Raw genomic sequence first — 12,976 nt, 5'->3', positions numbered from 1 at the left:
GATTAATTGATTGATATAATTGAATTTATACAAACCCGAGCTCTTTTACTAATCAAAGTACGTAAAAGGAGTAACTAAATGTTTAATGGTTACGAAGCGCATCAGTTGCTAGTATTTTCCAAATAACTAGCAAAGCTTCTCTTTACAATTGGCAATAGTGTTTCTTCGAACGGATATGGCTGTAAGGCTACTACCCTGAAGGCGGAGTAATTACTAACTAACTGGATGTTTTGTAGTATCTGGATTTTGAGCTGTTCCAAAGTAGTTCCAAGCGACTTCTTTATTTTATTGAGAAAAACAGTCTGTAAACCTCTGATTTTTTCCTCTGTAGCTTCAAAAATCGAAATTCGATATTGATAAAAAAGATAATAGGAATCATACTGAGGGTCAATCACAAGTAAACCTTCATTTTCCTCTAAGGCCTTTACTCCTACAGGCTCAATTATTATTTGCTGCTCAACTTGGTCGAAAATATCTTTTCCAATTACTATGTGATCTTTCAGCTTATTCATTGTAAATTCAACAATGTCTTCCAATTCCTTTAGTTGAGTATCTTTTTCAACTTTCGATTCAAAAAACATTCTAAAATTCTTTAAATCAAGTTTCGTTAATTTTTTAGGAAATGATTTTAAAAGCTTATCCTTACCTGCCTTTAATTGGGCTGCATTTTTATAATGCATGATTAAATCGGCAAATGTTGGATACAGCCGATGTTGCTCAAAATCCTTACTCACATGCTGCAAATAAGCCAAGAGAATATACTTTTTGTATTCAAAATCTAAACTACCTTTAGTAATCCAATCATCTGATAATTTCTCCATATTCATCAAAATTAACAACTTAACTGACATAGAAATATAGTAAAAATCTGTCAAAAATTCACAAAGAATTACGGGATTAATATTACATGACATTTTATAGATAAAAAGCCTGCAATTTTGACACACTTTAAGAAGTGGCACATTTAATGATACCAGCATCACAGATTAAATAAAAAATCAAAACATAAATAATAACTAAAATGTCAAACGTATCATTTAAACCAAACGAGGACAGGGTTCTAGTAGAACCAGCTCCTGTAGAAGAAAAAACAGCATCCGGTATTATTATTCCAGACACAGCGAAGGAAAAACCTCAACAAGGTACTGTAGTTGCGGTAGGACCGGGAAAAGATGATGCTCCTGTGACCGTTAAGGTTGGTGATTCTGTTTTATACGGCAAATATTCCGGAACAGAATTTACATTAGAAGGAAAAGAGTATTTAATCATGAGGAATTCCGACATATTCGGTACTATTTAAAAATTAACTAAAAAATTATAAGACAATGGCAAAGGATATTTCATTTGATCTAAAAGCTAGAGATGGCTTAAGAAAAGGCGTTGATAAATTAGCAAACGCAGTAAAAGTTACCTTGGGACCAAAAGGTAGAAACGTAATTATTGACAAGAAATTCGGTGCTCCTACTATTACTAAAGATGGTGTTTCTGTTGCTAAGGAAATAGAATTAAAAGACGCAATCGAAAATATGGGTGCTCAGCTTGTAAAAGAAGTGGCATCTAAAACAGCCGATGAAGCTGGTGATGGTACTACTACTGCTACGGTTTTAGCACAGTCTATTTTCAAACACGGTTTGAAAAACGTAACTGCTGGTGCAAACCCAATGGACTTGAAAAGAGGAATTGAAAAAGCAGTAAAAGTTGTTGTTGAAAACCTAAGAAAGCAATCTAAAGATATTTCTAACAGCAACGAAATTGAGCAAGTAGGTACTATCTCAGCAAACAATGATGCCACTATCGGTAAAATGATTGCTGAAGCAATGGACAAAGTGGGAAAAGATGGTGTTATCACTGTAGAAGAAGCAAGAGGTACTGAAACGGAAGTGAAAACTGTAGAAGGTATGCAGTTTGATAGAGGGTATCAATCACCATATTTCGTGACCAACACAGAAAAAATGGAAGCGGAATTAGATAATCCTTATATTTTAATTTATGATAAGAAAATTGGTAGCATGAAAGAGTTGCTTCCAATCCTTGAAGCTGTTTCTCAAACGGGTAAACCTTTGTTGATTATTTCTGAAGAAGTTGAAGGCGAAGCTTTAGCTACTTTAGTGGTAAACAAAATTAGAGGTTCTTTAAAAATTGCTGCTGTTAAAGCTCCAGGCTTTGGAGACAGAAGAAAAGCAATGTTAGAGGACATCGCTATCTTAACTGGAGGAACAGTTATTTCTGAAGAAAGAGGCTACAAATTAGATGGAGCTACTTTAGAATATCTTGGTACTGCTGAGAAAATAACCATCGACAAAGACAATACTACTATTGTTAATGGTGCTGGTAAGAAAGAAGACATCCAGGCGAGAGTAGGTCAAATCAAGTCTCAAATGGAGAACACTACTTCTGATTATGACAAAGAAAAATTACAAGAGCGATTGGCTAAATTGTCAGGTGGTGTAGCTATACTTTACATAGGTGCTGCTACGGAAGTAGAAATGAAAGAAAAGAAAGATAGAGTAGATGATGCATTGCATGCTACAAGAGCTGCAGTTCAAGAGGGAATTGTTGCAGGTGGCGGTATTGCCTTATTAAGAGCTATCAAATCTTTAGAAAAAGTTGACGTGGAAAATGAAGATCAAGAAACTGGTGTTAATATCATCAGATTAGCTCTTGAATCACCTCTAAGAACAATTGTTGAAAATGCTGGCCAAGAGGGTTCGGTAATCATCAATAAAGTATTGGAAGGAAAAGACGACTTTGGGTACAACGCACGAACTAATAAATTTGAGAATCTATTCAAAGTAGGTGTCATTGACCCAACGAAAGTAACACGTTTAGCACTAGAAAATGCAGCTTCTATCTCAGGATTGTTGTTAACTACGGAATGTGTGGTAGCAGATGAAGAGGAAGAAGAAGCCGGTGGTGGAATGCCAGGCGGTGGAATGCCAGGTGGCATGGGCGGAATGGGTGGAATGATGTAATTTCACCAGTTCAAAGAAGAAAATTAAGGCTTTGTCGATTGACAAAGCCTTTTTTATTTTTTTATTCTTAAAAAGCTTAGATTTACATAAACATAACTAAGAAATGGACAAGCATCATATTTTTAAGAATTACGAAAGCTTTATTTTATTCCTACTGATTCACGTTGGAAGCTCAGATTATAGCTTAAAAGGATCTGAAATTGAAGTTATTCTATCTAAAATGGAAGATTATTTTCCAGATATTGAAGATATGGATCAACTTCAATCAAAATTTGTGAGCTTGAAGGATGACTACGAAGAACTATCTGATTCTGACATCAACCATATCATATATCATAATTACCTCCAGTATAAAAATGATAATATCAACGCAAATAGAATCATGAATGATTTACAAGAAGTAATTATGGCCGATGGATTTATTCATGATATGGAAACTAAAACCATTGAAGCCATAAAAAAACTTTTAAATATCCGTGAATCAGATTATTAAATCTTATAAAAGATACATTACGGCTATGAAATGCGTTATCGTTCCAATCAACACAAACACATGCCAAATAGCATGTGCATAATGCATTTTATGGTTCGTATAAAAGATTGTTCCTAAAGTGTAGCTCAGCCCCCCTCCTATCAATAATAACAATACAGTAGTTGACAGTTCTTCATATAATGGTTTTGCAATAAAGATTGCAATCCACCCCATCCCCAAATAAAGTATTAGAGAAAGCTTAGGAAAACGATGAGTAAAAAAGATTTTAAAGATGGTCCCGAATAAAGCAATGCCCCAAACAATCCCAAACATAATCCAACCCATTGTACCTCCGATTCCTAATATCAAAAATGGAGTATAAGTGCCGGCAATAAGAAAATAAATGCTGATATGATCAAATACTCTTAAAATTGCTTTTGTTTTTTGATGTTGAATAGCATGGTAAAGCGTTGAAAACGTGTACATTAACAAAAATGCTCCACCAAAAAAACTACTACTTATTATATGTAGCACACTCCCTTCTAAGACGGAAAATGTGATTAAGAGAGATATGGCAACCACGCTAAATAAAATACCAAAGCCGTGAGTAAGGCTGTTGGCTAGTTCTTCTTCAATTGTTTGGGATCTTTTCAAATTAATTCAATTTAATATGAACCAAAAGTAAAACTTCTGACTTAGCAATACAAGAATACTAGCGAGCTGATTGCTTTAAATAATAGTTATTTCAAAAGCTTTTTGGTAGCTTTGTATCTACTCGAAGTCAGTTTGACCATTTGTGCATCTATCTTTAACGATACCTTCCCATGGTTACTCTACTTTGAACCCTTTCAAAGGGGGTATTTATATTCAAGTAGAATGCTTGTCTTACACTATTAATTAAAACCCTACTTTATGGCAAGATCACAAAATAGCTTTATCAAAAAACAAAAAGAGAAAAAGCGCATGAAGAAAAAAGAAGAGAAGCAAGAGAAGAAAGAATTGCGCAAAGAACAATCCAAAGGAGGCAATTTAGATGACATGATAGCATATGTTGATGAATACGGTAATATATTAGACAGCCCACCAGAAGAGCCTAAGAAAGACAAGAAAAAAGACAGAGAAGAAAATTCTGAAAATAAAGAGAATTAATTCTTTAGAAGTTACTACCCCAAAAATCAAAAGGCGAGCTTAAACTCGCCTTTGGGGTGATAATGGCGGTACTTCACCATTAATCCTACCTCTTGATAACGTTTGGGAAATCAAATCTCCCTACTCGTTGATATGAATGTACATATTCTAGTCAATCTTTACAAGAAAATTCAAGATTATCTTTTTACAATTTGGCTATCCATTTCTTGAATTTTGTGCGTAGAAACATTAAATAGCATCTATACTAGATCAGAAATGAAATAATGAAAAAAGAATGCCCCTCTTGTGCTATGATGATTGAAAAAAATGCTCATTTCTGTCCTATTTGTCAATATGAATTCCCAAGTCGTAGCTACCAGAATAATCTTAAATGGATTGCCATTTTACTTGCTATTCTTTTTTTAATTGTAATTTTAATTTAAATAAAATTCTATGAAATCTGCATTTCCATTTTCCATCATTAATGTATTTTCTAATTCCAAGACTGGTACTTTAGGAAACCCTTCAGCTGTAATTCTTCTTAACCAAGAACTATCTGATGAAAGGCTACAATCAATAGCCACCGAAATGAAGCAGCCGGCAACCACCTTCCTATGGAGAACAAATCATGAAAATGAATTTAAGATCAGGTGGTTTGCGCCAGACGCTGAAATTGGTTTATGCGGTCATGGGGCAATGGCGGCCACAGTATTCCTAACTCAAGAATTTACAGAACTAGCTTTAGGGAATGGTTTCAAACTATTGAAAGGTAACATAATTATAGAAGCAGATAAACACTCGGAGAATGAACATTTCATAATTTTGAAAAACATCAAAAGAAGTAAAGTCCAAACTCCCCCTGAAGGATTGGAAAAAGCATTGGGACAAAAGATTGTAGAATATTATTCTACTGAAAACAAGCATATTGTGCTCTTAGAAAATGAGGACAGTCTTGCCGACATGAAACCGAATTTTGAAGCATTAAGGAAAATTGACGTATTTGGATATAGCGTGACTGCTCCTTCTTCACTCAATGATGATTTTGTTTGTAGGACTATTGTTCCACATGTTCAGCAATTAGAGGATCATGCTACGGGCTCAACCCAAGCAGTTCTAGTAGACTTTTGGGCAGAAAAATTAGGCAAATCCCAATTAGAATCACGGCAGTTAAGCCCAAGGGGAGGATATTTTAAGACTATTCATAATTCAGAAAATTTTAAACTAATAGCTCAATCTTATTATACAGTAAACGGAACTTTTTTCTTAAATTAGAAATTTAGATTATTAAAATAATAACCACCTACTATGGCAAAAATGAAAAGTCTTCTCGCTTTTTTAATGCTCTTTTCTATTATTCTGATTTCATCTTGCCGGGAACAGGAGCCGGAGCCAGAGGAATTTGAAAAAGGAACCAATGAATATGTGAACAATTGGATTTATGATAATATGAATCTTTACTATTATTGGAATGAGGATTTACCGGATAAAAGTATAAATGGAGCAAGCCCTGACGATTTTTTCTATAGTTTACTTTCAAATCAAGATAGATTTTCTTGGATTCAGCCAAATTTTCAAGAATTACTTAATTCCCTTCAAGGAATCACCTTAGAATCGGGCTATGAGTACATCTTATATAATGACCCAAATAACGAGAATGGCGTGATTGGACAAATCGCTTATGTGAAAAATGGATCTCCAGCAGAGCAGAGTGGTCTAAAAAGGGGCGATCTTTTTACTAAAATCAATGGGGGTGCCTTGACTTTAGATAATTACAGAGATCAACTTGGCAATCTCAGTCAAAACCATACTTTAACGATTGAGCGATATGATTTCGAAAACGAGGAATTTTTAGAAATAGGAGATTTCGAGCTGGGTGCAGTACAATTTGCTGAAAATCCTAATCACCTTGATACGGTTTATACACGAAACGATAAAAAAATAGGCTATTATGTATATAATTTATTTTCAGTAGGGATTGACACTGATAGTGCCAAATATGCCGAGGAAATGGATCAAATATTTGAACAATTCAAATCTGAAGGGATCGATCATCTTGTGCTTGACTTAAGATACAACGGTGGCGGTGCTGAAAGAGCAACAATTAATTTGGCAAGCTTAATAGGCTCCAATATCTCCGAGCAGGACATATTTGTGAAAAGGGATTATAACGAAGGACTAAAACAAGCTTTTATTGATGAGTACGGTGAAGATTTTTTGAACCGGAAATTCGTTCAAAAAACTCAAAATATAGGCTCAAACCTTAAAAGTCCGCAGCTAACTGTGTTAACATCCACCAGAACAGCTTCCGCATCAGAACTTTTGATAAATGGATTAAACCCTTTTATGGAAACTTTTATCATAGGAGATACGACTGTTGGTAAAAATGTTGGTTCCACTAGTTTCTACGAAGAGAACAACCCCGACAACACTTGGGGAATGCAACCTATCATTACCAAGTCTTTTAATAGCCTGAATCAATCTGATTATGATTTAGGATTTTATCCTGACATCCCCTTAAGAGACAATTCTTTAGTAAAGCTAGATTTAGGTGATGTGAATGAAAAACTATTGAGGGAGGCTTTAATCTATTTGGCTGGTTCTGATGAGGTCAGTAGACAGACAAAACTGCAGGAAATTCCTGCCAAAGACCTTATGGGAAGTATGGAGCTAAAAAGAAGGTTTGGAATCTATGATATTGACTTGAAATAAGACTCCAACTGTTTATTTGATTAAGCTAGGCTGATAATTGAGCACTCAATTGACGGAATAGCTTAATCAAATTTTCCTATTTGAAGTATTCGTTACAGTACATGTCCTGCCAAAATCTTTTGCACCTCGTAAACATCTACCGACTTATTAAATTCCTTTTCTAAAATTGGTTCTTGCTGCCCAATGAGCCATATTTTTAAAATTGCCTTGGGATCTAGATTCTTACTTGTTACCAGAGAGAAAAAAGAGATTTGAGTAAATGGAATTGATAGAGTACTTATATCAGTGCTTTCCATCACTTGCTTACCGATAAATATCAACCTCTTATTTGTAAAAACAAAGGTGTCATTGTTGAGTTTAAAACCTACTTCTATCTGTTCCTCATCAAGGAAAAGATGTCCATAGTTTTCCATTATCTTGGAATTTTCCAAAACACCTGAGCTATTGAGAAAGTTTGAAAAGAAATTCATATTATTTTTAGTAAAAACAAACCATGCAAAATATCTTCTTCTTGGCTTAACTATTTTAAAATCTAAATAAAATCAATCAGTATACTTTACACGAAACAACCACAACTGAGTTTCTTGCTCTTGATTAAAATTATCATCTGAAATAAACAACAGACTTTTACTGCCATCAGGGAAATTGGGGCCAAAAGTCATCCCTTCCACATTATCAATTTTCTGATTGAAGTTTGAAAAATCCAGAATCATTTTTTTGCCTACTGCCTTATATTCTTCTTTACTCAAGGCATTAACCTCCTTAATATTTGTAGCGCCTTCAAGATTTATTTGAAATAGCTTCGCAAAATTCCCTACCCCTTTGGTATATGATCTTTCTATTGCCCACAGACTACCATTGTCAATATACAATAATTCAGGTACTGAATTGATATAGAAACCACCTTCAGGAATAGGTCTCTGAACCAAATGACTGATATTATAAGCATATTGACCTAAAACATTATTATTTTTAATATCATGGCGCACCAGACGGACAGGAAAACTACCAACTTCAAATCCAGCTTCATCACCATCTTCCTTTAATGGCAATTCATTGGCATACCAAATGATAGTGTCATTTTCAAACGTCAAACCTTCAAATCCTCCATTAACTCTCAACCCTTTCTCATTGCGAAAGTGAAAAATTTCAGGTACCTCCACTGCTGAAATAAACTCACCTGCTCGATTTATTTCCCAAATAAATGGATTCACCCACTCCTTTGTTCTGCCGCCTTCACTGCCATATAAATAAGTATCAGTTGATTTTCTGTATCTGATTGACTCCGGATCGATCTCATTGTATGCAAAATGTGACTTATCCTTTTTAGATAAAAAGGTGGTCTTAGTAAGAGCATACTCCTTTATTCCACTAGAATCAAAATCTATTTTCATTTCATAGATTCTGGCTGGTGAAAATTCAGATCTGTCATCAGAAATCAATACAAAATTATCTTTACCTAAAAAGTCAATTGAAGATAAGCCTCCAAATCTAGTACTATCAGCAAAATCAGAATTAGAAATAGCTATTTTATCTATAAAATCAATAGTGTAATTGGTGATAGATTGATCAGTTTGATAATTAGAACATGAAATAGATATAAGACCAACAAAAATTAGGCATAAGAAACTTCTAATCATACTATTAAATTAGGAGGTAAATTTTTTGGTAAAATTAATAGAATTAAAATGTGAACTAGTCAATTCTATGTCTTTTCTGAAAAAATTCTTGGTATTTAGATTTTCTTAATAATAAATTAAAAGAGCAAAGTGATAGTAATTGAAAATAAAAGACGTAGCTTTGTGAAAATTAAAATTATTATAATGAATAAAGGAACAGTAAAATTCTTTAATGATTCAAAAGGTTTTGGATTTATTATTGATGAGAGCACACAACAAGATTATTTCGTACATGTATCTGGTCTAATTGATGACATCAGAGAAAATGATGAGGTTGTTTATGAACTTCAAGACGGAAAAAAAGGTTTAAATGCAGTGAATGTGAAATTAGCTTAATTGATAAATATACATTTTAAGATCATTTAATTGAATCAAGGTTTCTCAAATTTGGGAAACCTTTTTTTATGTCTACTACTTAAACCATCAAGAACTTTCTGATTTTAGTAAAACATAGCATCAACTCATCAGTTTATTACTGTATTAAATAATAGCTAACGAATGAACTGGAACGAAGTAATAAAATTTGCAAATAACGGTAGTCCTCAACCCCCGAAAAGAGTTGAAAAAACTGATGAAGAATGGCTAAACATTCTATCTGAGGAAGAATATAGAGTTACTCGAAAAAAAGGAACAGAAAGGGCTTTTTCTGGGGAATATTGTGAAGCTCATGAGGCTGGACAATATGCTTGCAGATGCTGTGGGACAACTCTCTTTGATTCTACCTTGAAATTTGATTCAAGTTCGGGCTGGCCTAGTTTCACTGAACCATTTGAAAATAACGTCATCAAATATGTGAAAGACGTTAGCTTTGGAATGGTGAGAGTCGAAGTCCTTTGCAACGTTTGTGATGCTCATCTTGGCCATGTCTTTCCTGATGGACCTGAACCAACAGGCTTGAGATATTGCATCAATTCTGCATCAATAAAACTTTTAGACAAATAATTATCTAATTAGATTGACGAAAGACGTCCCCAAATTATCTGCCACAATCTTTTTGTAGGTAACGCTTTCTTTAAAGGTAGGTGTAAGAAATTCTTCCCATACCTTTGTCCAATCACTTCCTTTTGGGAAAATGAAACCTAATTGATCTTCTAGTTCATCTAAAGCAACGGGGTGTCTTGTAACGTTCATTTTCTTCCTGACCGCGTCAAAATACTCCGTAAAGTCAATTAAAGTAAAATACTTGTCATTACTCCTTAACTTAGTATTCACTTCAGTTCCAGAATTAGCATATTCGATATTCAAATTAGGATAGTATTGGTCTGCTATCTTCTTAAGGTACTTTTCATGCGTGGAGCCTTTGATGATAATCGCTTTATAACCTTCAAAGGTTTCAGCCATATTAGAAAAATCCCTTAGCGTTTCTGCATCTTGGTTGGAAAGTAAAACAGAGGGATTGTTCATGTAAGCAGGACTAAAACTTAAGTACTGCTTTCTTTCCGATGTAATACTGGTATTACAAACTCCCATCACATTCTTACCATTTCTCACTGTATTAATGAAATTTGTAAAAACTGGCACCTTTTTTTCAAAATTGAAAGTTACATTTACTTTATATTTATCACTTACAAAAGCTTTAAATTCATTCATAATGTCAATACATACCCCTTGCATCTTTCCGTTTTCTTCAAAAACCAGTCCAGGCGTTTGATAATAAACGCAAGTAAGTTCACCTTGCCCTGCGGTTTTAACTTCATTCCAGCTTTTCCCACTAATCTGAGCCTGGGCACCAGAATAAGCAATAGCTAGCAAAAATAAGAGTTGAATAGTAAGTGATTTCATAAAAAGGAGGTTATAAAAAAAGTCAATATACAGAATTGTGAATAAAATTTCAACAAAGCCACTTAGGCATGACGAACTCCCATCAAATCTAATTCAGGAATGTATTGAAGATTCTCTTTTTGGATGCTGTCAGGAACAAAGACAAATTTCTTATCAAAAACCTGGTCGAGAATAAAATAACTCACCCAATATTCATTGTTCAACTTAAAGAGTTCAGGTTGAATGGGCTCAATGCGTTCAAAACTTTGTTGCTCCACTTGTTCAATCATATGACGTAAAACGGAGGTCTCCTTTTCTTCTCCATTGATTTCACCATAACCTTTCGAAGTAATCATTACAGTGGTTAATTCAATCAGGTTTTTATTAATAAGATAAACATCCCACTGGGCATTTCCCTCATTTTCCGATCGAGTAATTACTAACTCTACACCCGTTACAGGTGAAAAATCAATATCTTTTTTCATATCTCTTCCAACAATTTCATTTCAAATAGTTCTGCAATGTATTGCTTCAATTTGCTACTAACCTCAGAAAAATCTTGCTTCTCCCCTAGTTCGGCTTCCATAGACGTAACCGCTTTATCCTCGATTCCACACGGAATAATATTCTTAAAGTAATCTAAATTTGTATTCACATTAAAAGCAAAGCCATGCATAGTAACCCATCTGCTTGATTTCACACCTAAAGCACAAATTTTCCTAGGGTTTGTAGCGCCTTCCTCGTAGTCTAACCAAACACCTGTTAAGCCTTTTATCCTACCAGAGTCAATCCCATAATCTTTCAAAGTGAGGATAACAGCCTCCTCCAATAATCTTAAATATTTATGAATATCAGTGAAGAAATTATCTAAATCTAAAATAGGATAGCCAACAATCTGTCCTGGTCCGTGGTAGGTAATGTCTCCCCCCCTGTTTATTCTATAATAGGTAGCCTCCTTCTCTTTTAATCCATTTTGATCCAATAGGAGATTGCTTTCTGAACCGCTTTTTCCAAGCGTGTAAACGTGTGGATGTTCCAAAAAAATGAGGTAGTTTGGAGTTATTTTGTGACTTACTTCCTCAAGCTTTCTGTTAGAAGTTTTTATCTCTATGGTTTTGAGAAACAATTCTTCCTGATAATCCCAGGCTTTCTTATAGTCCATCATTCCTAAAGAAAGAAACTGAGTTTGTTTATTGAGTTTGAAATTCACGATTTACTCTGCTAATTTATTTTTTAAAAAGTCAATGTTATCAACAGGAAAAGGATCAATTTGGTTTTCCATGGCTAAATAGAAACTTGTCCAATCAATCAAATGAATGAAATAATATAACTGTTGTATAAAGCTATCTCCTTTTCCATGAAGCTCAATTACTTCTGCCTTCTCTGCTATAATTGCTTTACTTATGTTCATCCTTTTTTGATTACGCTCATGGTCAAAATCAGATCTTAAAACCAATGCTTTAGAACTTTTGACATGTTCCTCTGGAAATCTCCAACCTACTAATTCATTGTGATTAAGCTCTGGAAAAACATGCGCATGCGATAACTGCTTACTATTCTCTGCCAATTGTTGCTGAAACCTCAAAACAGCAGGAAAAAACCTTTGATCTGCATATAGTAAAGTGAAAAAACCTTTGATTCGTTTTGACAATTTCTCTGCTTCTGATTGTATTTCAGGTTGAAGCTTATCTAGCAGGGATATAGAAGACTTTATTTCTACCTCAATTTCTAAACCTGGACAAAAACCCAATTTCTGAAGTAGCATTAAAATTGATACTGATGGATACGCAAGTCCTGCCCTTGGACACTTAGCTTCACCTGAAAAATTATATTGTGGGATTTTACCCTTGTCAGATATCGATTTTAATGCCCCGCCAGTTGTAATTGAAAAAATATGATTCGTCCTTTTATTTGCCAGTTCTAATAACGTTAGCGTCTCTTCAGTATTTCCACTATAAGAACATGCAATAAATAATGTATTGCTGTTTAACCATGCTGGTAAATTATATCCTTGAATCAAAGTAACAGGTAAACTGCAGTGATTCTCTACTATGCTTTTCACAAGATGGACTCCAATTCCAGACCCTCCCATTCCACTGATAGCGATATGCTGAATATCTTCTTTGGAAAAGTCATTTGGGTTAATTTGATTTGTTAATTCCAATGCTTCTTTAAGTTGCTCTGGAAAAGTTTTTATTAATTTTATCACAATGGTTATTTAGTTCAGTTTTTTTTCGATTTACAAATATAATATT

16 protein-coding genes are annotated in these 12,976 nt (G+C 34.2%); 8 read left to right on the top strand and 8 right to left on the bottom strand.

The window, feature by feature from the left end; all coding sequences use genetic code 11:
• Window positions 1-101 precede the first annotated feature (101 nt).
• On the bottom strand, window positions 102-821 hold the full coding sequence (locus AAC601_RS08390) for a hypothetical protein (RefSeq protein ID WP_303268700.1): 720 nt from the start codon (window positions 819-821) through the stop codon (window positions 102-104).
• Between the two features lie 200 nt (window positions 822-1,021).
• On the opposite strand from AAC601_RS08390, the gene AAC601_RS08385 reads away from it, so the two are divergent.
• The 3 genes from AAC601_RS08385 to AAC601_RS08375 all read left to right on the top strand — a co-directional run bounded on the left by AAC601_RS08385 (window position 1,022) and on the right by AAC601_RS08375 (window position 3,465).
• The gene (locus AAC601_RS08385; protein WP_302126104.1) at window positions 1,022-1,300 is read left to right on the top strand and encodes a co-chaperone GroES; all 279 of its coding nucleotides are present in this window, start codon (window positions 1,022-1,024) and stop codon (window positions 1,298-1,300) included.
• Between the two features lie 25 nt (window positions 1,301-1,325).
• Window positions 1,326-2,972, top strand: coding sequence for a chaperonin GroEL (gene groL, locus AAC601_RS08380; RefSeq protein ID WP_303268699.1), 1,647 nt, complete (start codon window positions 1,326-1,328; stop codon window positions 2,970-2,972).
• A 103-nt stretch (window positions 2,973-3,075) separates the two neighbouring features.
• Window positions 3,076-3,465 carry a TerB family tellurite resistance protein gene (locus tag AAC601_RS08375; protein WP_340153000.1) on the top strand — a complete coding sequence of 130 codons (390 nt, stop codon included), beginning with the start codon at window positions 3,076-3,078 and terminating at the stop codon, window positions 3,463-3,465.
• A 3-nt stretch (window positions 3,466-3,468) separates the two neighbouring features.
• Here AAC601_RS08375 and AAC601_RS08370 read toward each other — a convergent pair whose 3' ends face one another.
• Window positions 3,469-4,098 (bottom strand): hemolysin III family protein, encoded by a 630-nt coding sequence (locus AAC601_RS08370; RefSeq protein ID WP_303268695.1) that lies wholly within the window; start codon window positions 4,096-4,098, stop codon window positions 3,469-3,471.
• Window positions 4,099-4,356: 258 nt separating this feature from the next.
• Between AAC601_RS08370 and AAC601_RS08365 the strand changes: the two genes are divergently transcribed.
• The 3 genes from AAC601_RS08365 (at window position 4,357) to AAC601_RS08355 (ending at window position 7,281) form a co-directional block, all read left to right on the top strand.
• Complete coding sequence (locus tag AAC601_RS08365) at window positions 4,357-4,593, top strand: cold-shock protein (RefSeq protein WP_303268694.1); 237 nt, start codon at window positions 4,357-4,359, stop codon at window positions 4,591-4,593.
• A 432-nt stretch (window positions 4,594-5,025) separates the two neighbouring features.
• A complete protein-coding gene (locus tag AAC601_RS08360; RefSeq protein ID WP_340152999.1) occupies window positions 5,026-5,844 on the top strand; it encodes a PhzF family phenazine biosynthesis isomerase in 819 nt (272 codons plus the stop codon).
• Window positions 5,845-5,886: 42 nt separating this feature from the next.
• On the top strand, window positions 5,887-7,281 hold the full coding sequence (locus tag AAC601_RS08355; RefSeq protein WP_340152998.1) for a S41 family peptidase: 1,395 nt from the start codon (window positions 5,887-5,889) through the stop codon (window positions 7,279-7,281).
• A 92-nt stretch (window positions 7,282-7,373) separates the two neighbouring features.
• On the opposite strand, the gene AAC601_RS08350 is transcribed toward AAC601_RS08355, so the two are convergent.
• Complete coding sequence (locus tag AAC601_RS08350; protein ID WP_303268689.1) at window positions 7,374-7,751, bottom strand: PH domain-containing protein; 378 nt, start codon at window positions 7,749-7,751, stop codon at window positions 7,374-7,376.
• 72 nt (window positions 7,752-7,823) lie between these two features.
• Window positions 7,824-8,921: an esterase-like activity of phytase family protein gene (locus AAC601_RS08345; RefSeq protein ID WP_340152997.1), complete on the bottom strand. Its 1,098-nt coding sequence runs from the start codon at window positions 8,919-8,921 to the stop codon at window positions 7,824-7,826.
• Between the two features lie 183 nt (window positions 8,922-9,104).
• Between AAC601_RS08345 and AAC601_RS08340 the strand changes: the two genes are divergently transcribed.
• A complete protein-coding gene (locus AAC601_RS08340; RefSeq protein ID WP_013452942.1) occupies window positions 9,105-9,296 on the top strand; it encodes a cold shock domain-containing protein in 192 nt (63 codons plus the stop codon).
• 162 nt (window positions 9,297-9,458) lie between these two features.
• Window positions 9,459-9,902: a peptide-methionine (R)-S-oxide reductase MsrB gene (msrB, locus tag AAC601_RS08335; RefSeq protein ID WP_340152996.1), complete on the top strand. Its 444-nt coding sequence runs from the start codon at window positions 9,459-9,461 to the stop codon at window positions 9,900-9,902.
• Here msrB and AAC601_RS08330 read toward each other — a convergent pair whose 3' ends face one another.
• The 4 genes from AAC601_RS08330 to AAC601_RS08315 form a co-directional block, all read right to left on the bottom strand.
• Window positions 9,903-10,742: a transporter substrate-binding domain-containing protein gene (locus AAC601_RS08330; RefSeq protein ID WP_303268683.1), complete on the bottom strand. Its 840-nt coding sequence runs from the start codon at window positions 10,740-10,742 to the stop codon at window positions 9,903-9,905. It lies immediately after the preceding gene.
• Window positions 10,743-10,804: 62 nt separating this feature from the next.
• Window positions 10,805-11,206: a hypothetical protein gene (locus AAC601_RS08325; RefSeq protein ID WP_303268682.1), complete on the bottom strand. Its 402-nt coding sequence runs from the start codon at window positions 11,204-11,206 to the stop codon at window positions 10,805-10,807.
• Window positions 11,203-11,931 (bottom strand): lipoyl(octanoyl) transferase LipB, encoded by a 729-nt coding sequence (gene lipB, locus AAC601_RS08320; protein WP_303268681.1) that lies wholly within the window; start codon window positions 11,929-11,931, stop codon window positions 11,203-11,205. Before lipB ends, AAC601_RS08325 begins: the two co-directional genes overlap by 4 nt.
• Before the next feature lie 3 nt (window positions 11,932-11,934).
• On the bottom strand, window positions 11,935-12,930 hold the full coding sequence (locus AAC601_RS08315) for a bifunctional phosphoglucose/phosphomannose isomerase (protein WP_303268680.1): 996 nt from the start codon (window positions 12,928-12,930) through the stop codon (window positions 11,935-11,937).
• Window positions 12,931-12,976: the final 46 nt, after the last annotated feature.

The organism is uncultured Marivirga sp. (genome assembly GCF_963974845.1).
In the GTDB taxonomy this organism is placed as follows: Bacteria; Bacteroidota; Bacteroidia; order Cytophagales; family Cyclobacteriaceae; genus Marivirga; species Marivirga harenae.
Note: the sequence above shows the minus strand (reverse complement) of the source record. Positions and strands in the feature narration are given on the sequence as shown.